The 25,919-nt window shown below is 73.6% G+C and carries 23 protein-coding genes and 1 riboswitch; of the genes, 14 read left to right on the forward strand and 9 right to left on the reverse strand.

Going from position 1 to position 25,919, the window contains the following annotated elements:
* Window positions 1–46 precede the first annotated feature (46 nt).
* Together nrdR and ACYU8I_RS07165 are read left to right on the forward strand one after the other, a co-directional pair.
* Window positions 47–589 carry a transcriptional regulator NrdR gene (gene nrdR, locus ACYU8I_RS07160; protein WP_460838962.1) on the forward strand — a complete coding sequence of 181 codons (543 nt, stop codon included), beginning with the start codon at window positions 47–49 and terminating at the stop codon, window positions 587–589.
* Window positions 590–724: 135 nt separating this feature from the next.
* Complete coding sequence (locus ACYU8I_RS07165) at window positions 725–3,601, forward strand: vitamin B12-dependent ribonucleotide reductase (protein ID WP_460838965.1); 2,877 nt, start codon at window positions 725–727, stop codon at window positions 3,599–3,601.
* A gap of 143 nt (window positions 3,602–3,744) precedes the next feature.
* On the opposite strand, the gene ACYU8I_RS07170 is transcribed toward ACYU8I_RS07165, so the two are convergent.
* A complete protein-coding gene (locus tag ACYU8I_RS07170; RefSeq protein WP_460838967.1) occupies window positions 3,745–4,083 on the reverse strand; it encodes a hypothetical protein in 339 nt (112 codons plus the stop codon).
* 15 nt (window positions 4,084–4,098) lie between these two features.
* Window positions 4,099–4,533 carry a hypothetical protein gene (locus ACYU8I_RS07175; protein WP_460838969.1) on the reverse strand — a complete coding sequence of 145 codons (435 nt, stop codon included), beginning with the start codon at window positions 4,531–4,533 and terminating at the stop codon, window positions 4,099–4,101.
* A gap of 121 nt (window positions 4,534–4,654) precedes the next feature.
* Between ACYU8I_RS07175 and ACYU8I_RS07180 the strand changes: the two genes are divergently transcribed.
* The 3 genes from ACYU8I_RS07180 to ACYU8I_RS07190 are packed head-to-tail and all read left to right on the forward strand — an operon-like array spanning window position 4,655 to window position 7,561.
* The gene (locus ACYU8I_RS07180) at window positions 4,655–5,395 is read left to right on the forward strand and encodes a dihydrofolate reductase family protein (RefSeq protein ID WP_460839209.1); all 741 of its coding nucleotides are present in this window, start codon (window positions 4,655–4,657) and stop codon (window positions 5,393–5,395) included.
* On the forward strand, window positions 5,392–6,318 hold the full coding sequence (locus ACYU8I_RS07185; protein ID WP_460838971.1) for a dihydropteroate synthase: 927 nt from the start codon (window positions 5,392–5,394) through the stop codon (window positions 6,316–6,318). The genes ACYU8I_RS07180 and ACYU8I_RS07185 overlap by 4 nt, the downstream gene beginning before the upstream one ends.
* Before the next feature lie 43 nt (window positions 6,319–6,361).
* Complete coding sequence (locus tag ACYU8I_RS07190) at window positions 6,362–7,561, forward strand: threonine synthase (protein WP_460839211.1); 1,200 nt, start codon at window positions 6,362–6,364, stop codon at window positions 7,559–7,561.
* A 21-nt stretch (window positions 7,562–7,582) separates the two neighbouring features.
* On the opposite strand, the gene ACYU8I_RS07195 is transcribed toward ACYU8I_RS07190, so the two are convergent.
* From ACYU8I_RS07195 to ACYU8I_RS07210, 4 genes are read right to left on the reverse strand one after another with little or no spacing between them, the layout of a single operon-like run.
* Window positions 7,583–8,092 carry a DUF1990 family protein gene (locus tag ACYU8I_RS07195; protein WP_460838972.1) on the reverse strand — a complete coding sequence of 170 codons (510 nt, stop codon included), beginning with the start codon at window positions 8,090–8,092 and terminating at the stop codon, window positions 7,583–7,585.
* Between the two features lie 9 nt (window positions 8,093–8,101).
* Window positions 8,102–9,706, reverse strand: coding sequence for an AbgT family transporter (locus ACYU8I_RS07200; RefSeq protein WP_460838974.1), 1,605 nt, complete (start codon window positions 9,704–9,706; stop codon window positions 8,102–8,104).
* Between the two features lie 24 nt (window positions 9,707–9,730).
* On the reverse strand, window positions 9,731–11,053 hold the full coding sequence (locus tag ACYU8I_RS07205; RefSeq protein ID WP_460838976.1) for a M20 family metallopeptidase: 1,323 nt from the start codon (window positions 11,051–11,053) through the stop codon (window positions 9,731–9,733).
* The gene (locus ACYU8I_RS07210; RefSeq protein WP_460838977.1) at window positions 11,050–11,562 is read right to left on the reverse strand and encodes an NUDIX domain-containing protein; all 513 of its coding nucleotides are present in this window, start codon (window positions 11,560–11,562) and stop codon (window positions 11,050–11,052) included. The genes ACYU8I_RS07205 and ACYU8I_RS07210 overlap by 4 nt, the downstream gene beginning before the upstream one ends.
* Window positions 11,563–11,737: 175 nt before the next feature.
* On the opposite strand from ACYU8I_RS07210, the gene ACYU8I_RS07215 reads away from it, so the two are divergent.
* Genes ACYU8I_RS07215 through ACYU8I_RS07225 form a run of 3 tightly spaced genes read left to right on the forward strand, consistent with a single transcriptional unit; the run spans window position 11,738 to window position 15,211 of the window.
* Window positions 11,738–13,294, forward strand: coding sequence for a fibronectin type III domain-containing protein (locus ACYU8I_RS07215; RefSeq protein WP_460838979.1), 1,557 nt, complete (start codon window positions 11,738–11,740; stop codon window positions 13,292–13,294).
* 25 nt (window positions 13,295–13,319) lie between these two features.
* Window positions 13,320–13,712 (forward strand): GntR family transcriptional regulator, encoded by a 393-nt coding sequence (locus ACYU8I_RS07220; RefSeq protein WP_460838981.1) that lies wholly within the window; start codon window positions 13,320–13,322, stop codon window positions 13,710–13,712.
* A 29-nt stretch (window positions 13,713–13,741) separates the two neighbouring features.
* On the forward strand, window positions 13,742–15,211 hold the full coding sequence (locus tag ACYU8I_RS07225) for a hypothetical protein (protein WP_460838982.1): 1,470 nt from the start codon (window positions 13,742–13,744) through the stop codon (window positions 15,209–15,211).
* A gap of 251 nt (window positions 15,212–15,462) precedes the next feature.
* Here the strand turns inward: ACYU8I_RS07225 and ACYU8I_RS07230 are convergent, their stop codons facing one another.
* From ACYU8I_RS07230 to ACYU8I_RS07240, 3 genes are all read right to left on the reverse strand, one after another.
* Window positions 15,463–16,014 (reverse strand): transglycosylase family protein, encoded by a 552-nt coding sequence (locus ACYU8I_RS07230; RefSeq protein ID WP_460838984.1) that lies wholly within the window; start codon window positions 16,012–16,014, stop codon window positions 15,463–15,465.
* A gap of 19 nt (window positions 16,015–16,033) precedes the next feature.
* Window positions 16,034–16,157: riboswitch (cyclic di-AMP (ydaO/yuaA leader) on the reverse strand.
* Window positions 16,158–16,287: 130 nt separating this feature from the next.
* Window positions 16,288–18,621: an MMPL family transporter gene (locus ACYU8I_RS07235; RefSeq protein WP_460838985.1), complete on the reverse strand. Its 2,334-nt coding sequence runs from the start codon at window positions 18,619–18,621 to the stop codon at window positions 16,288–16,290.
* A 31-nt stretch (window positions 18,622–18,652) separates the two neighbouring features.
* Window positions 18,653–19,255, reverse strand: coding sequence for a TetR/AcrR family transcriptional regulator (locus ACYU8I_RS07240; RefSeq protein ID WP_460838987.1), 603 nt, complete (start codon window positions 19,253–19,255; stop codon window positions 18,653–18,655).
* A gap of 105 nt (window positions 19,256–19,360) precedes the next feature.
* Here ACYU8I_RS07240 and malQ point away from each other — a divergent pair, with 105 nt between their 5' ends.
* The 6 genes from malQ to ACYU8I_RS07270 all read left to right on the forward strand — a co-directional run bounded on the left by malQ (window position 19,361) and on the right by ACYU8I_RS07270 (window position 25,911).
* On the forward strand, window positions 19,361–20,755 hold the full coding sequence (malQ, locus tag ACYU8I_RS07245; protein ID WP_460838989.1) for a 4-alpha-glucanotransferase: 1,395 nt from the start codon (window positions 19,361–19,363) through the stop codon (window positions 20,753–20,755).
* Window positions 20,756–20,861: 106 nt separating this feature from the next.
* Complete coding sequence (locus ACYU8I_RS07250) at window positions 20,862–21,809, forward strand: ABC transporter ATP-binding protein (RefSeq protein ID WP_460838992.1); 948 nt, start codon at window positions 20,862–20,864, stop codon at window positions 21,807–21,809.
* Between the two features lie 47 nt (window positions 21,810–21,856).
* Window positions 21,857–22,645 carry an ABC transporter permease gene (locus tag ACYU8I_RS07255; RefSeq protein ID WP_460838994.1) on the forward strand — a complete coding sequence of 263 codons (789 nt, stop codon included), beginning with the start codon at window positions 21,857–21,859 and terminating at the stop codon, window positions 22,643–22,645.
* Window positions 22,646–22,686: 41 nt separating this feature from the next.
* Window positions 22,687–23,889, forward strand: a complete 1,203-nt coding sequence (locus ACYU8I_RS07260; protein ID WP_460838997.1) for a sensor histidine kinase — start codon at window positions 22,687–22,689, stop codon at window positions 23,887–23,889.
* Entirely contained in the window at window positions 23,886–24,503 is a 618-nt protein-coding gene (locus tag ACYU8I_RS07265) for a response regulator (RefSeq protein WP_460838999.1), read from the forward strand. The genes ACYU8I_RS07260 and ACYU8I_RS07265 overlap by 4 nt, the downstream gene beginning before the upstream one ends.
* A 64-nt stretch (window positions 24,504–24,567) precedes the next feature.
* Window positions 24,568–25,911 carry a threonine/serine exporter family protein gene (locus ACYU8I_RS07270; protein WP_460839002.1) on the forward strand — a complete coding sequence of 448 codons (1,344 nt, stop codon included), beginning with the start codon at window positions 24,568–24,570 and terminating at the stop codon, window positions 25,909–25,911.
* The last annotated feature ends 8 nt before the right edge of the window (window positions 25,912–25,919 follow it).

The raw sequence follows: 25,919 nt of genomic DNA on the forward strand, positions 1-25,919 counted from the left end.
TCCACAGCCCGACCCCCATGTTCTACCCACGAGAGGAGCGAGTCGCGTGCACTGTCCGTTCTGTCGGGACAAGGACACGCGGGTCCTGGACTCGCGGGTCGCGGAGGACGGCTGCTCCATCCGTCGGCGTCGCGCGTGCTCGTCGTGCGAGAAGCGGTTCACCACCGTCGAGCAGATGCAGCTGACGGTGGTCAAGCGCAGCGGCGCGACCGAGCCGTTCACGCGCGAGAAGGCCGTGGCCGGCGTGCGCAAGGCGTGCAAGGGCCGTCCGGTGGGCGAGGACGACCTCGCCCGTCTGGGGCAGAAGGTGGAGGAGGCGCTGCGACAGGCCGGCTGGGCGGAGGTGCCGGCCCACGAGGTGGGTCTGGCGATCCTCGGTCCGCTGCGCGAGCTCGACGCCGTCGCCTACCTGCGGTTCGCGAGCGTCTACAAGGCCTTCACGAGCGCCGACGACTTCGAGGCCGAGATCGTCGCCCTGCGCGAGGAGCACCGGCAGCGGGAGACGGCCGAACGGGAGCCCGACCTTGTCGGTGCTCGCGGCTTGACTGGCGACGGGCCCCGTCAGCCACGACCTCAGCCCACGGGCTGACCACGATCAGCCCCGTGCGTTGTGGGGAAGCAGCGCGCGGGGCCACCAACGCCGCCGGACGGTTCCGGCGACCAGCACGACAGCACCACCAGCAGCACAGCGGGTCGAGACACCAACAGGGAGCAGGGGAAAGACATGACCGAGACCGTGAGCACCGGCAGCGCACGTGGCCGCCGCAAGTCCACCGGGATGAAGATCGAGCAGATCTTCTCGACCCCCGGCGTGCACCCCTACGACGAGCTGACCTGGGAGCGTCGCGACGTCGTCCAGACCAACTGGAAGACCGGCGCGACGGTCTTCGAGCAGCGCGGCGTCGAGTACCCCGACACCTGGAGCGTCAACGCCTCCACCATCGTCACGACGAAGTACTTCCGCGGCGCCGTCGGCACCGACGCCCGCGAGTGGAGCCTCAAGCAGCTCATCGACCGCGTCGTCGGGCAGTACGTCAAGGGCGGCCGCGACAACGGCTACTTCGCCACCGAGGCCGACGCCGAGGTCTTCGAGCACGAGCTCACCTGGCTGCTGGTCCACCAGTACTTCTCGTTCAACTCCCCGGTCTGGTTCAACGTCGGCACGCAGAGCCCGCAGCAGGTCAGCGCGTGCTTCATCCTCTCCGTCGACGACTCGATGGACTCGATCCTCAACTGGTACAAGGAGGAGGGGTTCATCTTCAAGGGCGGCTCCGGCGCCGGCCTCAACCTCTCCCGCATCCGCTCCTCCAAGGAGCTGCTCTCCTCCGGCGGCACCGCCTCGGGCCCCGTCTCCTTCATGCGCGGCGCCGACGCCTCCGCCGGCACCATCAAGTCGGGCGGCGCGACGCGTCGCGCGGCCAAGATGGTCGTGCTCGACGTCGACCACCCCGACATCGAGGAGTTCGTGACGACCAAGGCGCGCGAGGAGGACAAGATCCGCGCGCTGCGCGACGCCGGCTTCGACATGGACCTCGGCGGCGACGACATCACCTCGGTGCAGTACCAGAACGCCAACAACTCGGTCCGCGTCAGCGACGAGTTCATGCGCGCCGTCGAGGACGGCACCGACTTCGGCCTGCGCTCGCGCTCCACCGGTGAGGTGATCGAGACCGTCGACGCCCGCGACCTGTTCACGAAGATCAGCCAGGCCGCCTGGGAGTGCGCCGACCCGGGCCTGCAGTACGACGACACGATCAACGACTGGCACACCAACCCCGAGACCGGCCGCATCACCGCGTCCAACCCGTGCTCGGAGTACATGTCGCTCGACAACTCCTCGTGCAACCTGGCCTCGCTCAACCTGATGAAATTCCTCAAGGACGACGACACCTTCGACGCCGTCCGGTTCGCGCAGGCCGTCGAGCTGATCATCACCGCGATGGACATCTCGATCTGCTTCGCCGACTTCCCGACCGAGCCGATCGGCGAGACCACCCGCAACTACCGCCAGCTGGGCATCGGCTACGCCAACCTCGGCGCGCTGCTCATGGCCATGGGCCTGGGCTACGACTCCGACGGTGGTCGGGCGATGGCCGCGACCATCACCTCGTTGATGACCGGCACCTCCTACAAGCGCTCGGCCGAGCTCGCCGGCGTCGTCGGCCCGTACGCCGGCTACGCCCGCAACGCCGACGCCCACAAGCGCGTCATGCGCAAGCATCAGGCGGCCAACGACACCGTGCGCACGCTCCACGTCGCCGACGCGGCCGTGCACAAGATCGCCACCAAGGCGTGGGACGACGTGCAGAAGCTGGGCGAGAAGCACGGCTTCCGCAACGCCCAGGCCTCGGTGCTCGCACCCACCGGCACCATCGGCTTCATGATGGACTGCGACACGACCGGCATCGAGCCCGACTTCTCGCTGGTCAAGTTCAAGAAGCTCGTCGGTGGCGGCTCCATGCAGATCGTCAACCAGACGATCCCGCGGGCGCTGAAGAAGCTCGGCTACGCCGAGGAGACCATCGAGGCGATCGTCGAGTTCATCGCCGAGAACGGCCACGTCGTCGACGCCCCCGGCCTCAGGACCGAGCACTACGAGATCTTCGACACCGCGATGGGGGCCCGCGCCCTCAAGCCGATGGGCCACGTCCGCATGATGGCGGCCTGCCAGCCGTTCCTGTCGGGTGCGATCTCCAAGACCGTCAACCTGCCCGAGACGGCCACGGTCGAGGAGATCGAGGACGTCTACCTGCAGAGCTGGAAGCTCGGCCTCAAGGCGACCGCGATCTACCGCGACAACTGCAAGGTCGGCCAGCCCCTGTCCGACGGCAAGTCCGACCAGGCCAAGAAGGACCAGGGCCAGACGGTCGCCGAGCCCGAGGCCAAGGTCGTCGAGGTGCACAAGCCGCTGCGCAAGCGGCTGCCCAAGAGCCGCGTCGCCAAGACCACGTCGTTCACCGTCGGTGGCGCCGAGGGCTACATGACCTCCGGTGCCCACCCCGACGGCGAGCTGGGCGAGATCTTCCTCAAGCTCGGCAAGCAGGGCTCGACCCTGGCCGGCGTGATGGACGCGTTCTCGATCGCGGTCAGCATCGGCCTGCAGTACGGCGTGCCGCTCGAGACCTACGTCTCGAAGTTCACCAACCTGCGCTTCGAGCCGGCCGGCATGACCGACGACCCCGACGTGCGGATGAGCCAGTCGATCATGGACTACATCTTCCGCCGCCTGGCGCTCGACTACCTGCCGTTCGACGAGCGCTCGATGCTCGGCATCTACTCCGCCGAGGAGCGCCAGCGCCACCTCGAGACCGGTTCCTACGAGCCCATCGAGGAGACCGGGTCGGCCAGCGAGCTCACGATCGCCGAGCTGCCCGCGAAGGCGCCCGCCGCCGAGACCGCCACGACCGCGCAGGTCGAGGCGATCGCCGAGCAGAAGGCCAAGCCCGCCCCGGGCGACGCCCACACCTCGGCCGAGCTGCTGGAGAAGATCACCGGCACCGCCGTCGACTCCCCGCTGTGCATGACCTGCGGCACCAAGATGCGTCCCGCCGGGTCCTGCTACGTCTGCGAGGGTTGCGGCTCCACCAGCGGCTGCAGCTGATCGACGCGACGATGCCCCCGTCCCTCCGGGCGGGGGCATCGTGCTGTCCGGGGTCGAGCGCCGGGAGGGTCAGTGGTCGAGCAGGGCGCTCGGCACGATGGTGACGTCGAACGGCACGGTCGCCACGAACGCCTCGTCGCCGCTCACCGCGGCCCGCTCGACGTACGCCTCGTCGCGCAGCTCCCCACACCGTCACGCTCGGCGTGGCCGGGTCGACCACCCAACAACGCGCAGCCCGCCGCCTCGAAGCGGGACTCCTTCAGCGTCAGGTCGCGGCGTCGACACACGACCAGGTCGGGCTGCATCACGGTGTCGTCGGCCAGCGCGACGTCGAAGGGCGCGAGCAGCACCTCGAGGTCATCGAGACAGGCCGCTCGCAGCCGCAGGTACAGCTCGCCGACCACCGTCTGGTGACGCTCACCGGGCGCAGGCGTCACGACCAGGGCACGGGTCAGCGGTCTGCTGCGAGGCAGCGCGGTCACAGGGCCCATGGTGCCTCAGGCGGCGGCGAGGTCGTCCGGTGCGACGGCCACGACCTCGCGGTCGTCGGCCACGTGCACCGGCTCGCAGCGCAGTCCCGCCGCCCGCGCGCCGGAGTACAGCTGGGCTGCGATCCGGCGGTCGGCGTCGGTCAGGCCCGACGCCCCGGGACGCGAGATGAGGAAGGCAACGCCGTCGACGCCGTCGAGGTGGGAGGCCAGGCCGCCGACCATGTCGCAGAGGGCGGCCACCTCCTTGGGCCTCGGCAGCCGCCCGTCGCCGTCGCCCACCTGGGTGAGCTGGGGCAGGGGAGCGCCGCGGTCGTCGACCAGGCAGATCCAGATGCTGTGCGACGCGAAGCCGAGGGGGCGCATGAGCAGCTCCCACATCGTCTGCACGTCGGCCTGGGTGTCGAGTCGGAGGGCGTCGAGCCGGTCCTTGATGTCGTCCATGACGAGCAGCCTGCGACGGATCGGGGGCGGCTCCGGGGTTCTCCACAGGGCAATCGCGACCGACGTGACCGTGACGACCCGGGAGGGTCAGGGGTGCCTGGGTACCTTCCAGCCCGTGGAGATGATCTACGGGTCGAAGCGAGGCCCGGTCCGAGCCGAGGACCTGCCCGAGCACTACCCCTGGCCCGAGCGGGGCGGAGCGGCGTACGTGCGGGCGATGATGGTCTGCACCCTCGACGGGGCCGCGGCCGGTGCCGACGGGCTCAGCGGGTCGGTGTCCGGCGACGCCGACGGCGAGGTCTTCACCGCCGTACGCCGCTTCGCCGACGCGGTGCTGGTGGGCGGGGGCACCCTCAAGGCGGAGGAGTACGGCCCGCTGCGCTCCACCCCGGAGGACGCCGACACGCGCCGAGCGGCCGGGCAGGCCGAGGCGCCGGTCATCGTCGCGGTGTCGGGCTCGCTCGACCTGCCGCTCGGCGACGACGGCTTCACCGCGTCCGCGGTGCGGCCGATCGTGTTCACACCCGCGAGCGCCGACCCCGACAAGCTGGCGCGGGTGCGCGAGCGGTGCGAGGTGGTGCAGGCCGATGGTGACGAGGTCACCGTCGAGTGGGTCGTCGAGCAGCTCGTGGCACGCGGGCTGTGGCGCATCGTGTGCGAGGGCGGCCCGTCACTGCTGCGTGACGCGGCGGCGGCCGGGCTCGTCGACGAGGCCGACCTGACGTTCTCGCCGATGTTCGTCGGCACCGAGAAGACGCCGCCGACCGACATGCTGGGCGAGGCCCGCGCCTACGAGCTGGCGCACGTGCTCACGGCCGACGGCTTCCTGATGTCGCGTTACGTCAGGGAGCAGGCGTCGTGATCACCCTGCGCGCCCTCGCCGACCTCGTGGCCGAGCACGGCGAGCACCTCGACCACACGGTGGAGCCCTTCCGGGTCGGCCAGCGCGAGCTCGACACCGACGCCCGTCCGGCCCTCATGGGCATCGTCAACATGTCGCAGGACTCCTGGTACCGGGAGAGCGTGGCCGCCTCCCACGGGGCCGCCGTGCGGCGCGGGCTCGTGCTCGCGGCCCAGGGCGCCGACATCGTCGACATCGGCGCCGAGTCGGTCGTCGACACCGCCGAGCGCGTCGGTGCCGACGAGCAGAGCCGCGTGCTGGTGCCGGTCATCGAGGAGCTCACCGCCGCCGGCGTCGGGGTCTCCGTCGAGAGCTACCAGCCGACCACCGTCAAGGCCTGCCTGGCGGCCGGGGCCCAGGTGCTCAACCTGACGGGCTCGGCCGACGACGAGGAGATGTTCGGGCTGGCGGCCGAGCACGGCGCCTCGCTCGTGCTGTGCCACATCGTCGGCAACCACGCCCGGGACCTGACCGACGCGACGCAGGCCCGGGTGGCGGCGGACCCGTTCCCCGAGATGCTCGAGCAGTTCGAGCGGCGCCTCCAGCACGCCCGCAGCCTCGGCGTGCGCAGCGTCGCGGTCGACCCGGGCATCGGCTTCGGCTTCTCGTGGCTGCCGTCCGCGCGAGAGCGCGCGCGCTACCAGGCCGTCGCGCTGCTGCAGACCTTCCGGCTGCGCTCGCTGGGCGTCCCCGTGTGCCACGCCCTGCCGAGCGCGATGGACATCTTCGGCGAGGAGGTCCGCAGCGGCGAGGGCTTCTTCGCCGTCCTGGCCTCCCTCGGCCAGACCGGCATCCACCGCACCCACGAGGTGCCACGCGTCAAGGCCGTCCTCGACGCCATGGCCGACCTGTCGGCCACCCCGCCGCCCGCACCCACCGACTGACCGGCAGGGTGGGGGCATAGCCTCCGACCCCGCCTTCTCCGCGCTGTCCCACCTCGAGTGCTCCCGCACCGGGGCGACGTACGACGCCGGCGTGGTGCAGGGGCTGAGCGAGGTCGGGGCGCCGCTGCTGGCGCGATACGACCTCGGCTCGGTGACGGTCACCCGCGAGGAGGTCGCGGCGCGGCCGCCCGACTTGTGGCGCTACCACGAGGTGCTGCCCGTGCGCGACCCCGCGCACGTCACGACGCTGGGGGAGGGCATGACGCCGCTGCTGGCGATGCCGACGTACGGCGCGGCGATCGGCGTGCCCGGACTGCTCGTCAAGGACGAGGGCGCGCTCCCGACCGGCAGCTTCAAGGCCCGCGGCGCCGCCGTCGGGGTGAGCCGGGCCCGCGAGCTCGGCGTGCGGGCCGTCGCGATGCCGACCAACGGCAACGCCGGCGCCGCGTGGTCGTCGTACGCCGCTCGCGCCGGCCTGCGCAGCCTCGTGGTGATGCCGGAGGACGCCCCGCGGATCACCCGGCGCGAGTGCGTCGCCGCGGGGGCCGAGCTCTACCTCGTCGACGGCCTGATCAACCACGCCGGCGCACTGGTGAAGGACGCCGTGGCGCGGCGCGAGGGCTACCAGGAGGTCTCGACGCTGAAGGAGCCCTACCGCATCGAGGGCAAGAAGACGATGGGCTACGAGATCGCCGAGCAGCTCGGCTGGCGCACGCCCGACGTCATCCTCTACCCGGCCGGCGGCGGCGTCGGGCTGATCGGTATCCACAAGGCGATGCAGGAGATGCGCGAGCTCGGCTGGCTCGCGGGAGACCTGCCGCGCCTGGTGGCGGTGCAGTCGACGGGCTGCCCGCCGATCGTCGAGGCGTTCCGTGCCGGCCTGGAGGACAGCACGCTCGTCGACGGCACCCACACGCTGGCGTTCGGCATCAACGTGCCGAAGGCGCTCGGCGACTTCCTGGTGCTGCGGGCGGTGCGCGAGAGCGGCGGCACCGCGGTCGCGATCGACGACGACACCATCCTGGCCGAGGTCAAGGCGTTCGCGGAGGCCGAGGGCAGCTGGATCTGCCCCGAGGGTGCAGCCTGCCTCGCCGCGGCGCGAGAGCTGCGCGAGAGCGGCTGGATCGGCGGTGCCGAGCGGGTGGTCGTGCTCAACACCGGCTCGGGACTGATCTACCCCGACACCGTGACCGCCGACGTGCCGACGCTGTCGCGCGACGGCGAGGTTCCAGCGCGCCCGTGACGACCGCTCAGCGCCCGGGCATCAGTCGACGAGGGCGCGGGCGTAGCGACGGCGGTAGGCCCGCTGGGCCAGGACCAGCCCCGGGAAGGCCGCTCGCCAGACCGCCCGACCGGGTCGGGTGAGCGAGCGGACGGTCAGCCACACCTGGTCGGCGGCGTCGCGGTGGACCACGAAGGCTTCCTCGCCGCTGACCGGGTGGCCCGGTCGGGTGCCGTAGGCGAACCCACGGCGGTCGGTCGCGACGTGCACCGCCACCACCCGCGCGGGTTCGCGCACCGAGACCGGGCCGAGTCGAGCGACCAGCAGCACGTCGCAGCCGGCGCGAGCCGGGCCCGGCGGCAGCACGTCGAAGCCGCTGCGGGTCTTGACGGCCCAGGCGAGCACGGCGTCGCCGGCGCGCTCGAAGGAGTCGGCGCCGTGGCCGATCCGCCAGGTGTCCTCGAGCCGGCGGTACGTTGGTGGGGTAGCGGGCCAGTCAGCGAGATCGGGGCGGGTCGCGCCGACGTCGTCGTACGTCAGCCGGTCACCCATGGCCCCTTCTCACTGCCGCACGCCCACGCCCGGGCCGACGTCGGTGCCGGTGTAGTAGAAGACGGCGAGCACGATCACCCACGAGACCCAGAACGGGATGACGAAGGGGAGCATCCGGGCGATGACGGTGCCGAGGCCGGCCTCGGGCTCGTAGCGCTTCAGCAGCACCAGGAAGATCCAGATGTAGGGGTTCATCGGGGTGATGACCTGGGTGGCGGAGTCGCCGACGCGGAAGGCGGCCTGCACGAAGCCCGGCTCGAAGCCGAGCAGCGCGAAGAGCGGCACGAAGACGGCGCCGACGAGGGTCCACATCGAGGAGCCGCTGACGATGAAGAGGTTGAGCAGCGAGCACAGCAGGATGAAGCCGATGATCGCGGCGAAGCCGGTCAGGCCGATCGCCTCCAGGCCCTCGGCGCCGTTGACGGCCAGCACCGAGCCGAGGTTGGACCAGGTGAAGAGCGCGATGAACTGGCCCAGCATGAAGGCCAGCACGATGAACGGCGACATGTCCTTGATGCCGCGGCCCATCACGGCGGGCACGTCGGCGGCGCTCTTGAGCGAGCCGCTGACGAAGCCGTAGACCAGCGCGGGGCCGAGGAAGAGCACGAAGACGATGAACACCGTCGAGTCGAGCAGTGGCGACTCGGGCAGGAAGGCACCGTCGTCGTTGCGCCACGGCGATCCGCCGGGGAGGACGGCCGCGACGATGACGACGGAGAGCACGAGGAAGACGACCCCGGCGAGACGTACGCCGCGCCGCTCGGCCGCGGTGAGCTCCGGGGCGAGGTCGGTCGAGTGGGTGCGCAGCGCGGAGGCGACCTCCTCGTCGTCGTGCTGCGTCGGCGAGGGCTCGTCGTCGGCCTCGGTCATCTCGGTCGGCACCTGCTCGCGCACCAGCCGCGGCTCGACGACCCGGTCGATGATGAGGCCGGCCACGCCGGCGAGCACGAACGACGACACCAGGTTGAAGTAGAAGTTCGACACCGGGGTCACGGCCGCGCCGGCCACCGACTCGGGCAGGCCGGCGGTCACGGCGGTCGTGATGCCCGCGAAGAGGGCGTCGAGGCTGGTGACGACGGGGGACGTCGAGTAGCCGGCGCCGGCGGCGGCGAAGCCCCCGACGAGACCGGCGACCGGGTGGCGGCCCGCCGCCTTGAAGACCATCGCCGCCAGCGGGGGGACCACGATGAACGCCGCGTCCGACATCACCGAGGCGGTCACGCCCACCAGTCCCACGGCGTACGGCAGCAGCCAGCGCGGCGCCGAACCGAGGGTGATGCGGATGGTGGCGGCGAGCAGGCCGGTGCGCTCGGCGACGCTGACGGCGAGCAGGATCGTCACCACCGTCAGCAGCGGGGGGAACCCGATGAAGTTGGCGCCGAGGTTGACCGTCAGCCAGCTCAGTCCCTCGCCGGTGAACAGGCCGCGCACCGCGGTGGTCTCGTCGCTGCCGGGCACGGTGACCGTCGTGCCGGTGAGCTGCAGCACCGTCGAGAGCACCCCGACGAGGAGGAACAGCCCGAGGAACAGCAAGAACGGGTCGGGCAGCTTGTTGCCGAGCCGCTCGATGCCGGCGAGCATCCGGTCGGTGCGGGTCGTCGTCGCTGCAGCCATGGGTCCTCCCGGGAGGGTGCTGGGTCAGGTGCGGTCGAAGTAGGTCGGCACGTCGACGGCACCCCCGGCCGCCTCGAAGTCGTCGCGCACGGCGGTCCGGAACGCGTCGTCGTGCAGGTAGTCGAGCGCCACCCCGGCGAGCGCGTACGCCGCGTCGGCGACGACGCGGTCGGCCGTCGGGCTCACCGCGGCCTGCGCGAACTCGTGGGTGTGCAGCGACACGTCCCCCTCGCTCACCTTGACCATCGCGTGCACGCCGGGCACCCGGAACGAGACGTTGCCGAAGTCGGTCGACCCGGCGAACAGGCTCGGCAGCACCCCCGGCGGCAGCACCGGGTGGCCGCGCTCGGCGTAGCGGCGCGACCAGGCGGCGGCCAGCGGCGCGTTGGTGCGGATCGGCAGGTAGGCGGGGGCCTCGTCCCAGGTCAGCTCGACGCCGCAGCCCGTCATCAGCGCCGCGCCGTGAACGATGTCGGCGACGCGGTCGGACAGGATGCCGAGGGTCTCCGGGTACTCGCTGCGCAGGTAGAACAGCACCTCGGCGCGCTCGGGGATGACGTTGGGCCGCTCGCCGCCGTCGGTGACCACCCCGTGCACCCGGTCGGTGGGCGGCATCTGCTGGCGGTGCAGCGCGACGCCGGTGTAGGTCAGGTGCACTGCGTCGAGGGCGTTGCGACCCATGAAGGGCTGCGCCGAGGCGTGCGAGGCGGTGCCGTGGAAGGTCGCCCGCAGCTGACGGCGGCCGAGGAAGACCGGCGCCGCGACGTCGTAGCCGAAGGGGTGCACCATCGCCGCCGCGTCGACGCCGTCGAAGGCGCCCTCGCGGGCCATCAGCTCCTTGCCGCCCCCGCCCTCCTCGGCCGGCGTGCCGAGCCACACCACGCGGCCGGGCAGCCGGTCGCCGAGCGCGGCGAGGGCGAGGAACGCGCCGACACCGGCGGTGGCGATGACGTTGTGGCCGCAGGCGTGGCCCAGGCCGGGGAGGGCGTCGTACTCCGACAGCACGGCGACGGTCGGGCCGTCGGGATCCCCGACCACCGCCTCGAGCGCGGTCGCGACGCCGTACGCCGCGCGGGTGACGGCGATGCCGTGGCCCTCGACGAGGCGGGCGAGCGCGTCGGCCGAGCGGTGCTCCTCGAAAGCCGCCTCGGGGTGGGTGGCGAGGTCGTGCGAGGTGGTCACGAGCGCGTCGGTCAACGCCCCGACGGCCTGCGCCACCTCGCGCAGCAGTGCCTCGGGCGCGCCGGGGGAGTCGGGGACGGGTGCGACCGCACCGGCGGCACGGGCCTCGGTCTCGGCGCCCAGCTGCTGCAGCAGGAAGGGGTCGACGGGGCGGGGCTCGGTCACGCCGGTGGTCTCCTCGCGTCGGGACGCCCGTGGTCAGCCCCGGGGGCCTGCCACGGATCGGACGAACGTAGCAGTGCGTACCCCTCCGCGAGCGCCGAGCGCACCACCCCCAGCGCCCGGCGGTCGGACGGCAGCCAGTCGACGTCGCCGAGCTCGTCGACCGCGAGCCACCGCAGCTCGTCGTGGCTGTCGCCCGCGCGCGGGGCGCCGGCGTCGAGCGTCGCGACGAGGAGCCGCAGCTCGAGGGCGTCGGAGATCGGCCAGGGCCGGCCGGCGTCGGTCAGCTCGCGGACCGCTCGCACGGTGCACCCCAGCTCCTCGGCGACCTCGCGCACCAGCGCCTCGCCCCACGTCTCGCCCGCCTCGACCTTGCCGCCGGGGAACTCCCACCGGGCCTGCGGTGGCGTGGTCCGTCGGGCCGCCAGCACGCGGAGGCCGTCGCCGTGGTCGGCGACGACGACCGCCCCGACCACGGTGCGTCGGGGCGGGGGGCCGGCCGGTGGGGTCACGGACGCCAGCATCGCAGGCGTCGGGCACGTCGACGGGCGCGCGTCAAGCGCTTCGTAACAAGAGGCACGAAACCGGCGAAACCGTCCTATACCGGTTTGGACTAATGCTGCTAAACGTGCCAAATGGTGCGAACACGCTTCTTACGGTCGTCGAAGTCTCAGGGGGAGGGAACCCATGTCTGCCACCGTCACCACCACCCGCACGCGCCGCCTCGTCGGCGGCCCGTTGGCCGCCGCCGTCGTGGCCGCCACCGTCTCGCTCGTCCCGACGTCGGCGTCCGCCGCCGACCGCTCGGTGCTCGACGTCTCCAGCTCCGACGACGACGTCACCCTGTCGACGGCCGTCACCACGGTGCTCCACCTCCTCGGCAGCAGCACCGAGTACGTCTTCGAGGACTCCGAGGGTCGCACCTGGCGACTGCAGGACCGCCGTACCTCGATCGGCGCCCTCGTCGCCCCGCTGACCTTCGACGCCGACCGGCCGACGGAGGCGTTCGACGACGTGCGCTTCCCGGCGGGCCTCAGCGAGAAGATCCCCGACGGCGCCTACGACGTCACGGCCGTGACGACGCTGAGGACCCTCCTCGGCAGCATCCCGCTGTCCTCCGCCAGCGTGGGGACCACCATCGACCGCTTCACCTCGCCGTCGGCGCCGCGTGCGGTGTCGCTGCAGGAGGCCGGCCAGCAGGTGGTCTCGTGGCTCGCGCCCGCCGAGACCGGCGGCACCCCGATCACGGCGTACGTCGTGCGGCTCTTCGGCGCCGACGGACAGATCGGCGACGACGTCGTGCTCGGTCCCGACGCGCTCGAGTACGTCGTCCCGCAGCTGACGGTGCAGCTCACCCGTGTCGTGGTGGTCGCCCGCAACGCCGTCGACGACAGCCTCCCGGGCTCGGTGGCCCCGGCCGGCACGATCCTCCAGCCGGCCGGTGCGCCCACCGCGCCCTCGGCCACGCACGGCGACCAGAGCGCCACGGTCAGCTGGACCGCCCCGGCCGCGGGCCCGACCCCGTTGATGTACGCCGTCACCGCGACGCCGGGCGGTGCGACCTGCTCGACGGCGTCGACCAGCTGCACCGTGCGCGGCCTCGACAACGGCACGCCCTACACCTTCACCGTCTCCTCGCTCCTGCCGGAGGGTGCGGCCTCGAGCCCGACCGCGCCGGTCGTCCCCTCCACCGTGCCGGGCTCGACGGGTCCGCTCGGCGCGAGCAGCGTCGGATCCGAGACCGCCACCCTGCGCTGGACAGCGCCGCAGAGCAACGGTGGCTCGGCCGTCACGGGCTACGTCGTGACCGTCGCCGGACGGACCCTCGAGACCGCCCGCACCGAGCTCTCCCTCACCGGCCTGACGGAGAGGACGAGCTACACCGCCGAGGTCGTGGCGAAGAACGCCAACGGCTCCGGCACGACCCCGGCCACGGCCACCTTCACGACCGCGGCGACCCCGCCGCTGAAGGCAGCCGTGTGGTCCAGGGCCAAGCGCAGCGGCTCCAAGGCCGCGCTGGTCAAGGTCGACCTCAACCGCGCCGGCACGGTCGCGGTGCGGGTCGTGCGCGGCACGCTGGTCGCCAGCCGCACCGTCGCGCTCGGCAGCGCGCCGACGTGGGTCTCGGTGCCGGTGAGCACGAAGACCAGGAAGCTGCTCGACGGCAAGCGGGTGTCGCTCCAGGTGCGCGCCACGAACCCGACGGCGACCCTGGCCAGCAAGTCCGGGACCGTCAGGCGCTGAGGAGGGCGCGGGTAGCGTCGGTCGCGTGACCGGCGCCCCCGACCCGCTCGAGCAGGTGCTGGCCGACCTCGCCCCCGACCCGGGAGGCGAGGTCGCGCCCTACGAGCAGGTACGCCGATCGCTCGCGGCCGCCGTCGCCGACGGCGTGCTGCCCGTCGGCACCCGGATGCCGACGGTCCGCGGCCTCGCCGTGCGGCTCGGCCTCGCGGCGGGCACGGTCGCCCGCGCCTACCGCGAGCTCGAGGCCGACGGCGTCGTACGCACCGAGGGGCGCAAGGGCACCTTCGTCGGCGACGCCGCCCCGACCGACGCGGAGGCGGCCGCGGCCGCAGCGTCGTACGCCGCCCTCGCGCGGCGCCGCGGGCTCAGCCTCGCCGAGGCGCAGGGTCTGCTCGGGGAGCACTGGGGCCCGGCCTGACCCTCGCCCCGGTCCGGCAGGATGGCCGCGTGAGCGACGAGCGAGCACCCCAGGGCCTGGTCTTCCCGGCCGACGACGAGGGGCGACGCAGCACCTCCGCACTGGGCCGGGCGGTGGTCGCCGACGCCCTGCGCACCGCCGATCCGGCAGGGTCGGCCGCAGCCGCCGCGGAGCCGTCGTGGCGCTCGGGCTACCTCGCCCACCTGCGCCGCCTCGTCGAGGCGGGCCTCGTCGCGCCGGGAGCCTGGACGACCGTCGCGCAGGACGGCCTGGCCTCGCTGCACGAGCGGATGCGGGTCGCCACGCCCGACGGCGACGTCGAGCTCGCAGCCTGGCCCGACGACCTCGGCGGCGGCCCGGCCGCCACGGAGGAGGTGCACGGCACCGCCGAGCCGGTGACCGAGCTGGTGCTGCCCTACCGCGGCGAGCGCCTGCGCGGCGACGCGCTGCGCCGACGGGTCGACGCGTGGGTGGCCGACGGCGTCGTCGAGCCGAGCGTCGCGACCGCGGTCGACGCCGTCGTCTCGAATCCCGACTGGCTGCGGCTCGAGGGTCGCACCGTCGCGGTGCTCGGCGCGGGCTCCGAGATGGGCCCGCTGCCCTCGCTGGTGCGGTGGGGCGCCCGTGTCGCAGGCGTCGACCTGGCCGACCGTCCCGAGCTCTGGGAGCGGGTGCTGGCCACCGCACGACGGGGGGCGGGCACCGTGCTCGTGCCGGTGCGCGGCGAGGGACCCGTCGAGCGCACCGCCGGGCTCGACCTGCTCCAGGAGGTGCCCGGTGCGGCGGCCTGGCTGCTCGAGCAGCCGGGCGAGCTGGTCCTGGGCAACTACGTCTACGCCGACGGCGCGATCAACACCCGCGTCAGCGTCGCGGTCGACGAGCTCGCGCGGCGGCTGGTGCAGGAGCGGCCCGGCACGGGCCTGGCGTTCCTGGCCACCCCGACCGACGTCTTCGTCGTCCCCGGCGAGGCCGTCGAGCACTCGACCCGCGCCTACGAGGGCCGCTCCGGCCGCGCCAAGCTGCTGGGGCGCCCGCTGCGCACGCTCTCGGGCGGCCGGCTGCTGCAGCGCCAGTACGTCGCCGGCGCCGACCCCGGCGTCAACGACTCGCTGGTCCCGCAGCAGGGCCCCAACTACGCCCTGGCCAAGCGGCTGCAGCGCTGGCGCGCCACCGCTGCGCGCCACGACGGCACGCTGGTCTCGATGAACGTCGCCCCGCCGACGCGCACCCGCTCGGTCGTCAAGAACCGAGCGCTGGCGGCGGCGTACGCCGGGGCGCACCGGTTCGGCGTCGAGGTCTTCGAGCCCGCCACCTCGCACGTGCTGATGGCGGCGCTGCTGGTGCACGACCTGCACACCGACGGCGGGCCACGTCACGACGAGCCGTGGCGCGACGAGGCGTACGCCGCCGCCCACGGCGGCCTGTGGCGCACCGGCTGGGCCCCCCGCAGCGCCCTGGGCCTCGCCGCCCTGCTGGGCTACGGCGCCGCCCGCGGCTGACCCCCCTCCCCGCCGAGGGGTCAGTCCCTGACGGTCGAGGGGTCAGTCCCTGACGGTCGAGGGGTCAGTGCCTGACGGTCGAGGGGTCAGTCCCTGACGGTCGAGGTGTCAGTGCCTGGCGGTCGAGGGGTCAGTCCCTGGCCTCTGGCCTGACAGGCAGTGACTTCTCGCCGGTCAGGCAGTGACTTCTCGCGGGTCAGGGAGTGACTTCTCGCCGGTCAGGGAGTGACTTCTCGGCGGGGGGAGTGGGGTCAGCGCAGGCCGAGGCGGCGCGAGCAGGAGGGCCAGGCGCCCCAGCCCTGGCCGGCCTTGATGCGCTTGCCGACCGTGATCTGCTCGGACTTGGTGGCGCGGTGCGGGAGGCCGGCGAAGCGCTGGCCGCCGAAGGCGCGCCAGGTGCCGGGGCTGATCTGGAGCCCGCCGTAGTAGCCGTTGCCGGTGTTGACGGCCCAGCGGCTGGTCGACTCGCAGTGCGCGAGGCGGTTCCACACCCGCACCTGCGCCTGACGCTTGGCGGCGCGCTTCTTGGCGGCGCGCTTCTTGGCGGCGCGGGCCTTGGCGGCCTTCTGGGCGGCGGCCTTCTTCTTCGCGGCCTTCTCCTTGGCCGCCTTCTGCTGGGCGGCAGCAGCCTTGTCAGCAGCAGCCTTCTCGGCAGCGGCCTGCTCCTGCTCCGTGGGCTCGGTGCCCTCGGGAGACGCGGACGAGGTGGCGACCGCGGTGGCGGCCTGGGCGGGGGTGGTGATCGCGAGGGCGGGCAGCACGACTGCCAGGGCAGCGAGCAGCGACACGACGAGCTTGCGCATGGTGGGGTCCTCCGTCGCGCCTGCGGAGTTAGCTGTCGGGTTCGGGCCGAGGAGCCCGGCCACTCGCGTGGCTTCACCCCAGAGGACGACCGCTGTCGCGGTGCGCCCGGGGAAGTGGTTCCCCCGCTCCTGCCCGGATGTGGTGCCGGTGGTGGACCGGCGCGTGGACAGGATTCGGCGGGGCGCGCAGGTCGGCCCCGGTGGCACCGGGGCTGGGAGGACAGTAGACCGACCGGGCCCGGTGCCAAAACTCGGTCTGGACCTTCGGTGCCGTCAGGCCCGGACCGGCTCCGCGCGGTGCTTGCCCGGCCGCTCGGTGCGCGGCGGGTCGACCGCGAGCTTCTCGCCCTCGACGTCGAGCTCGGGCAGGAGGCGGTCGAGCCAGCGCGGCAGCCACCAGGCCCGCTCGCCCAGCAGGTACATCAGCGCCGGGACGAGCGCCATGCGCACGACGAAGGCGTCGAGGAACACCGCCGCGGCGAGCGCGAAGCCGATCGACTGGATGAGCGGGTCGTGCTCGAGGATGAAGGCGCCGAAGACCGAGATCATGATGGTCGCGGCCGCGGTCACGACCCGTGCCGAGTTGCGGAACCCGTCGACGACGGCCTCGCGCGCCGACATGCCGTGCACGTGTGCCTCGCGCATCCGGCTGACCAGGAACACCTGGTAGTCCATCGCCAGGCCGAAGACGATGCCGATGACGACGATCGGGGCGAAGCTCACCAGCGGCTGGCCCTCGACGAGCCCGAACGTGCCCTCCTGGAAGATCGCGACGGTCGCGCCGAGGGTCGCCAGCACCGAGAGCAGGAAGCCCAGGGTGGCGGTCACGGGCACCAGCAGCGAGCGGAAGACGAGCATCAGCAGCAGGAACGCCAGGCCCACGACGACGGCCAGGTAGATCGGCAGGGCCTCGCCGAGCCGGTCGGAGACGTCGGTCTGGATCGCGGTCTGGCCGGTGACGCCGAGCGTCGTGCCGGTCTGCTGCTCGACGCCGCGCTGGTCGTCACGCAGCGTCTGCAGCAGGTCGAGGGTCGCCTGCGACGAGGGGCCCGAGCGAGGCGTGACGAGCACGACGGCACCGCTGAGGTCGTCGTTGACCTGGACCACCTGGGCGTTGCGCACGTCGTCGAGGCCGGAGGCCCACTGCACCACGCCGCCGAGGGCGAGCTGGCGCTGCTGCGGCTGGGCCGGCAGGTCGCGCGAGTCGACCACGACGACGAGGGGCGCCTCGCGGCCGGGACCGAAGGCCTCGCCGATGATGTCGGAGGCCTTGCGCTGGGTGGTGTCGGACGCCGCCGTCGCATCGACCGGCAGGGTCAGCTGCACCGCGCGGGCGGGCAGCGCCAGGGCACCGAGCGCGACCACGACGACGAGCACGACGGCCCACGGCCTGCGGCCGACGAGCCGTGCCCACCGGGTGCCGTTGTTGTCCGCGAGGCCCTGGTCGTCGACCTTGTCCTCGCGGGTGCGCACCTGCCCGCCGAAGGCGCGTCGGCCGAGCAGGCCGAGCACGGCCGGCAGCAGCGTGAGGGCCACCAGCACGGCGACGAGCACGGTGCCGGCCGCGGCGAGGCCCATCGTGGTCAGGAACGGCACGCCGGCGATGACGAGGAAGCCCAGCGCGATGATGACGGTCAGGCCCGCGAAGACGACCGCGGAGCCGGCCGTGCCGACGGCGCGGGCGGCCGCGTGGCGACGCTCCTCGGCAGTGGTCGCCCCGGTACGCCGCAGCTCGGCGCGGTAGCGCGACAGGATGAAGAGCGTGTAGTCGATGCCGACCGCCAGGCCGATCATCACCGCGAGGATCAGCGTGGTGCTGTTCATGTCGACCAGCGCCGTGGTCGCCAGGATGCCGGTGACGCCGAGGCCCACGCCGATGAGCCCGACGAGGATCGGCAGGCCGGCGGCGACGAGCGAGCCGAAGGTGATGACGAGCACCACGGCGGCGACGGCGATGCCGGTGGCCTCGGCGGGGCCGCCCACACTGGGCACCGCCTGCATGCCGGTGCCGTTGACCTCGGCGCTCAGCCCGCCGTCACGGGCCTGCTCGAGGTCGTCGAGCAGCTGGTCGCGGGTGCTCTGCTCGACGTCGGCGGGGGAGGCGACGTCAAAGTCCCAGGTGATGACGCCGACGCGGCCGTCCTCGCTCAGCGGCAGCAGCTCGCGGGCGTTGGCCTCCGCGACCTGGCGGGGCTGGCCGGCCTCGGTGGCGCCCTGCACCGCCGCCCGGAACTGGGCCTGCGCCGTCTGCGCCGGGTTGGCGATGGGGACGTCGTCGGGCAGCTGGGGCAGCTCTCGCAGCTGCGCGACGAGCGCGTCGACCTGGGCCGCGACCTCGGGGTCGCGCAGCGTCCGGCCCTCCGGCGCCTCGACGACCACGTTGGCCGTGGCCTGGTCCTGCGCGTCGGGGGTGCCCGGGAAGAGCTCCTGCTGCGTGGTCTGGGTCTCGAGCGAGTCGATGCCCGGGATGCTGAAGCTGTTGACGAAGGGCTTGGCCACCGACCCGGCGAGCACCCCCGCGGCGATGATCGCGACCAGCCACGCGGCCACGACCACGGGCCAGCGCCGGAACGAGAAGGAGCCGATGCGGTAGAGCAGGGAAGCCATGGAGGTCCTGTCGTGAGGTGGGGCGGGCGGGTCAGGAAGCGGGGGAGAGCAGGTCGCGGGCGGTGGCGACGGTGCGCAGCAGCACCTCGCCGAGGTCGTCGCCGTACCTGCCGGTGAGGTACCTCGACATGGCGAGGTCGACGCAGGCGAGCAGCAGGGCGACCGTCACGTCGAGGCGCTCCCGGTCGTACGCCGCCCCCTCGCGCTGGGCGACGAGGTCGACACTCTCCTCGACGAGGTCGTGCAGGCGGCGGGTGGAGAGCTGGTGCAGCCGGGGGCTGGCGTCGAGGGCGGCGCGTCCGGCGGCGACCTCCTCGGGCGTCTCGGGGCTCTCGCCGATGACGCCCACGGCCAGCGCCACGAGGTCGTCGACGAGGTCGCCGTGCGGTCCGCCCGCGACGAAGGTCGCCAGGGCGTCGGTGGGGATCTCGGGCAGCGGCCCGATCACGGCGTCGTCCTTGCCGGCGACGTGGTTGAACAGCGTGCGGCGCGAGACGCCGGTGGCGGCCGCGAGGTCGTCCATCGTGAAGCCGTCGAGCCCCTGCTCGACCGTGAGCCGACGGGCCTCGGCGACGATGCGCCGCACGGTGGCGGCGTTGCGCTGCACGCGGGTCGTCGTTGCACTCTCGGACACGAAGTGCAGAATTGCACTCAGGAGGGCAATGGTGCAACTTCTGTGGCGCGCGTCACCAGGCGGGTGTCCGCGGGGGAGCCCGGCGCCGCGCCCTAGCCTGGGCCCATGTCGACGACCGCCGGCCCGCTGTCCGTCCGCAGGGCCGGGGTCCTGCTCCACCTCACCTCGCTCCCGGGGGGCGACCTCGGACGCAGCGCGCACGACTTCGTCGACTTCCTGGCCGACGCCGGGTGCTCGGTGTGGCAGGTGCTCCCGCTCGTGCCCGTCCACGAGGACGAGCGCTCGCCGTACAACGCGCTGTCGGCCATGGCGGGCAACCCCGACCTCATCGACGCCGCGGCCCGCCGTGACGGCGGCCTCGAGCGCCTGGCCGACCTCGACGACGCCCAGCGCGCCCAGCACGACGCGTGGTGCGCCGAGCAGGCCGGCTGGCTCGACGCGTACGCCGAGTTCACCGTGCTGCGCGCGCTCCAGGACGGCGCCGACTGGCTCGACTGGGAGCCCGGCCTGCGCGACCGCGACCCCGAGCGCGTCGCGGAGGTGCTGGCGCCGCACGCCGACCGCGTCGCCGCGGTGCGGCTCGAGCAGTGGGTCTTCGACGAGCAGTGGCGGGCGCTGACGGCGTACGCCGCCAGCCGCGGCGTGCTGCTCTTCGGCGACCTGCCGATCTTCGTGGCACCCGACTCCTGCGACGTGTGGGCCGACCGCGAGGCGTTCGAGCTCGACGCCGAGGGCCGGCCGACCACGGTCACCGGTGTGCCGCCCGACTACTTCGCCATCGACGGGCAGCGCTGGAACAACCCGCACTACGCCTGGGACCGGATGGCCGCCGACGACCACGCGTGGTGGCGCGGTCGGATCGCCCGGCAGCGGGCGCTGTTCGACCTGGTGCGCATCGACCACTTCCGCGGCTTCCAGGCCGCCTGGCACGTGCCGGTCGAGGCGGCGACCGCTCGCGAGGGCCACTGGGTCGACGGTCCCGGCGACGCCGTGCTCCAGGCGCTGGTGGCGACGGCCGGGGAGGGCACCCTCGTCGCGGAGGACCTCGGCGTCATCACCGCCGAGGTCGACGCGCTGCGCGAGCGCGCCGGGCTGCCCGGCATGAAGGTGCTGCAGTTCGCCTTCGACGGCGACGAGCACAACACCCACCTGCCCCGGGCCACCGGCACCGACAGCGTCGTCTACACCGGCACCCACGACAACGACACCACGGCGGGCTGGTGGGCGCAGGTCGACGAGGCCACCCGCGACCGGGTGCGCGCACTGGCCCCCGGCGACCAGCCGTGGGCGCTGGTGCGGCTCGCGCTGGAGTCGACGGCCCGCCTCGCGGTCGTGCCCGCGCAGGACCTGCTCGGCCTGGGCTCCGAGGCACGGATGAACACCCCCGGCACCCGCGACGGCAACTGGGGCTGGCAGGCCCCTGTCGGTGCCTTCGACGCCGACCTCGCGGCGCGGCTGCGGGCCGAGGTGGAGCAGACCGACCGCCTGCCCGGCACCTGAGCCTGGCCCGCGCCTGACAGATGTCACAGCCGACCCGTGGACGACGCACACGGGGCGGTGACACCACGCACTGCCGCGGCGGCCCGGTGGCGACGAGGCTGGGGGCATGGACCAGACGACCCGCCACGAGACCACCCGGCTGACGACCCGCGACCCCGACGGCCCCGCCGTGCAGGTCCGCGGCCTGCGCCGCACCTACGGCAGCGGCACCGACGCCTTCGAGGCGGTCCGCGGCATCGACCTCGACGTCGCCCGCGGCACCGTGCACGCACTGCTCGGCGTCAACGGCGCCGGCAAGACCTCGACCCTCGAGGTCGTCGAGGGCCTGGCGCCGGCGACCGCGGGCGAGGTGCGGGTGCTCGGGCTCGACCCGGTCGCCGACCGGGTCGCCGTGCGGCGACGCACGGGCGTGCTGCTGCAGCGCAGCGGCTTCGTGGGCGACCTCACCGTGCGCGAGACGCTCGAGATGTGGTCGGCCACGGTCACCGACCCCCGCCCGGTCGACGAGCTGGTCGAGCTGCTCGACCTGGGCGACAAGAGCGAGACCCGGATGCGCGGCCTGTCCGGGGGTGAGCACCGCCGCGTCGACCTGGCGTGCACCCTGGCCGGCCGACCCGAGCTGGTGGTGCTCGACGAGCCCACGACCGGCCTCGACCCCGAGAGCCGCCGGAAGGTGTGGACGTTGGTGCGAGAGCTGCGCGAACAGGGCGCCACCGTCCTGGTCACCACCCACTACCTCGACGAGGCCGAGGCGCTCGCCGACCGCGTCTCGATCATGCGGGCCGGCGAGATCGCGGTGGAGGGCACCGTCGCCGAGATCGTCGGCTCAGCCCCGTCCCAGATCAGCTTCCGCACGCCGACCACCGAGCTCGCGCTGCCCGCGGGGGAGGCGTCGTACGACGGCGAGCTCACCGTGCTGCGCGTCGCCGAGCTGCAGCCGGCGCTCACCGCTCTGTTGGTCGACGCGGAGCGGCGAGGCGTCCGGCTCGACCGGCTCTCGGCCCGCACGGCCAGCCTCGAGTCGGTCTTCCTCGACCTGGCCGACGCCCGATGAGCGCGGCGACCCCGACCACCACGACGACCCGTCCGGAGGACACCCTGATGAGCTCGACGACCGCCTCGGTCCGCCGCACCACGCTGCTGGGCCGCACCAACTGGACCCTGATGCTGCGCAACCGCACCACGTTGCTCTACGCCTTCTTGATGCCCGTGCTGCCGCTGGTGCTGCTCGTGGTCGGCACGCGCGGGGGCCAGGACGCCAACATCGACCCGTCGGCCGGCGTGCTGTCCTCGGTGCTGCTGCTCGCGCTCGTCTTCCCGGCGTACTACAACGTGCTGTCGATGTTCGTGACCCGGCGCGACGAGCTGGTGCTCAAGCGGCTGCGCACGGGCGAGATCCGCGACCGCGAGCTGCTCGTGTCGATGGCGCTGCCGGGCACCGTGGTCACCTTGGCGGTGATGGTGCTCTCGATCGGCGTCGCGGCCGCTCTCGGGCTCCCGCTGCCCGGCAACCCGCTGCTGCTCCTCGTGGCCGTGCTGCTCGCGATCACGACCTTCGCGGCCTTCGCGTTCTGGACCGCCGCCTGGACCGCGACGGCCGAGTCGGCGCAGCTGACCAGCGGTCCCGTCATCGCCCTCGCCCTGGTCGGACTCACCGGCCCCGCGCTGCCGGCCTCGTGGTCGCGCTACGTCGACCTCACCCCCGGTGCGGCCGTCGACCTGCTGGTCCGGCTCGGGTGGTTCGGCCAGGACGGTCCCGGCGCCGCCACCGGCCAGGGCTTCGTCGACACCTGGGTCGCCGCGGGCGAGCCCCTGCTCGTGCTCGTCGCCTGGACCGCGCTGGCCGTGACGCTCGCCCGGCGCTCGCTGCGCTGGGAGCCGCGGACGTGAGCACCCCTCCTGCGAGCCGGCGCCCTGACATGATCGGGAGCGTGGCGACCACCGACGACGGGACCGCTCCGCGGTCGAGGCCCCGCAGCCACGTGCTGCCGGGCCTCGCCCGGTGGGCCAGCCGCTCCGACGTCGAGCAGGTGCGCCTCTACACCGTCGGCTCGCTGCAGGTCATCGCGTGGTTCCTGCTCGTGATGGGGGCGCTGGCCGCCGGGGCGCGCCTGGGCGCGACGGTGCCGGTGCTGCTCGTGGTCGCCGCCACCGTCGTGCTCGGCCTCGCCGTCACCCAGGGGATGCGCACCGCGGTCGACGGCGGCCGCGGCCTGGCACTGCCCCAGGGTGCCGGCGCGCTCGCCGTCCTGCTCGTGACGACCGCGGCGCTGGCCGTCTGGGGCACCACGGTCGGCACGCAGACGGGGCTCTCGCTGGTGATCCTCGGCGGCGGCGCGGCGGGCTGGCTCGCCGGTGCCTACCGCGACCAGCGGGTGCTCGTGGGCGTCGGCCTCGCCGCCGGCGTCGCGACCTGGGTCGCCTCCGGCCACGTCGCGCTGTTCCTGTACGGCGCCGGCATCTCGCTGTTCTTCGGCTTCACCGTCGCCTCGTCGCTGTGGCTGATGCGCATCGTCACCGAGCTCGACCGGGCCCGCGGCACCCAGGCGGCGTTGGCGGTCGCCGAGGAGCGCCTGCGCTTCTCGCGCGACGTCCACGACGTCCTCGGTCGGCACCTGTCGACCATCGCCGTGCAGGCCGAGCTCGCCGCCACGCTCGTGCGCCGCGGCGACCCGCGCGCAGAGGACAAGACGCTCGAGGTCCGCGCCAGTGCCCACGACGCGCTGCGCGAGGCGCGCGAGCTCGCCCGCGGCTACCGCCCGCTCGACCTCGCCACCGAGCTCGACGGGGCGGTGTCGCTGCTCCGCTCGGCGGGCATCGAGGCGCGCGCCGACCTCGACGGGCTGCCGGAGGCCTGGCACGAGCCCGTGGCGCGCGTGGTGCGCGAGGCCGTCACCAACGTGCTGCGGCACTCCGACGCCACCTCCGTCGGGATCACCCGCGACGGCGACGTCGTGAGCGTCGTCGACGACGGCAGCCCCCGGCCCGCGTCCGGCGACGGCTCCGGGCTCGCGTCGCTCGCCGAGGCGCTGGCACCGCTGGGGGCGCGGCTGCAGGCCGGCCCGACCGGTTCGGGCTTCCGCGTCGCCGTCCACCTCGGCGAGGCCCGCCCCACCCGACAGGAGGAGACGTGAGCGAGACCCGGATCCGGGTGCTGCTGGCCGACGACGAGAACCTCATCCGCGGGGCCCTCGCGCAGCTGCTCGACCTCGAGGACGACCTCGAGGTCGTGGCCGAGGCCGAGACCGGCGACCAGGCGGTCGACGCGGCCCGGCTGCACCGGCCCGACGTCGCGGTGCTCGACCTGCAGATGCCCGGCCGCGACGGCCTCGAGGTGGCCGAGCTGCTGCACCGCGAGCTGCCCGGCACCGCGCTGCTCGTCGTCACCAGCCACGGTCGCCCGGGCCACCTCAAGCGCGCGCTCTCGGTGGGCGTGCGCGGCTTCCTGCCCAAGACGACCTCCGCCCAGACGCTCGCCCAGGTCGTGCGCACGCTGCACGCGGGCGGCCGGCACGTCGACCCCGAGCTCGCGGCCGAGGCCATCGGGGCAGGTGACTCGCCGCTGACCCCCCGCGAGGCCGACGTGCTGGAGGCCGCGGGCGACGGCGCCCCGGTCGAGACCATCGCCGGCCGGGTCCACCTGTCGCCCGGCACGGTGCGCAACTACCTCTCGAGCGCGGCCTCCAAGCTGGGGGCGGTCAACCGTCACGAGGCCGTCGCGACCGCCCGCCGGATGGGCTGGATCTGACGGCGGGCGCCCGCCTGTCGCGCGTCACCAGCAAGTTTCCCGCCACGGCCCCGCGGGCCGCACAATGTCCGGCGTGAGTGACGTGCGGGAGGCGTACCGCGTGCTGGACCTGGCGCTGCGCGTGGGGGAGATCCTGCTCTCCTCCGGGGCCGGCGCCGCCGACGTGACGGCGACGATGCTCGCCATCACCGAGCACGGCGGGCTGCGCCAGGTCGACGTCGACGTCACCTTCACCGCGCTGCGTCTCGGCCACCAACTCGACACCGACGAGCCGCCGCTGCTGCTCTCGCGCACGGTGGTGGCCCGCGACCTCGACTACGACGACCTGACCAAGGTCCAGGGCCTGGTCAACGACCTGCTCAACGACCGCGTCGACGTCGTCGAGGCCCGGCGCCGGATCGCCTGGATCAACAGCGCCGGTCACAACCTGCCCGGCTGGGCCGCGACCCTCGTGGCCGGGGTGGTGGGCGGCGCCGTCTCGCTGATCCTGGACGGCGACGCGCTCGTCGTGGCCGTCGCGACGGTGGCCGGCACCTCGCTGACCGTGCTGATGCGCTACCTCGCGCGCGAGCGGTGGCCGATGTTCTACCAGCAGGCGGCGGGCGGCTTCGTCGCGACACTGCTGGCCCTGGTCACCGACGCGGTCGCCGCGCGCTTCTTCGACGTCGGCGTCAGCACCTCGCTGGTCATCACCGCCAACGTCGTCATGCTGCTGGCCGGCATCGGCTTCCTCGGAGCGGTCCAGGACGCCCTGACCGGCTTCTACCTCACGGCCGCCGCCCGCAGCATCGAGGCGCTGCTCGCCACCGCCGGCCTCATCGCCGGGGTCTCGGCAGGCCTCGCCCTGGGCCCCCCGCTCGGGGTGAGCCTGTACGGCGTGCGCCCGGGCCGGATCGACCTGGCGGCACCGCCCCTGGTCCTGGTCGGGGCCATCGTGGCCGCCTGCGCCTTCGCGCTCACCTGCTACGCCCCGTGGCGCGCGCTGCCGGCCATCGCCGCGAGCACGTTGGCGGGACACGTGGCCTACCTGACGATCCTGCAGCCGAGCGACGCGCAGCCCTGGGCCGCCGCGACGGCGGCCGTCGTCATCGGCGTCCTCAGCTTCGTCGTGGCCGGTCGGGTGCGGGTGCCGCCGCTCGTCGTGGTGGTCCCTGCGCTGGTGCCGCTGCTCCCCGGGCTGGCACTGTTCCGCGGGCTGTCGTTGATGAGCGACGGCAACACCCTCGGCATCCTGCAGCTCACCACCGCCGCGGCCACCACGATCGCGCTGTCGGCCGGCGTGATCCTCGGGGAGTACCTCGCGCAGCCGCTCAAGCGCAACGCCCGCCGGCTCGAGGACCGCCTGTCCGGTCCGCGTCTCGTCGGCGCGACCCACCGCCAGCTCCGCACGGTGCGCGAGCGCGCCTGAGCGGCGTA

The organism is Nocardioides marmoraquaticus, from assembly GCF_054777915.1.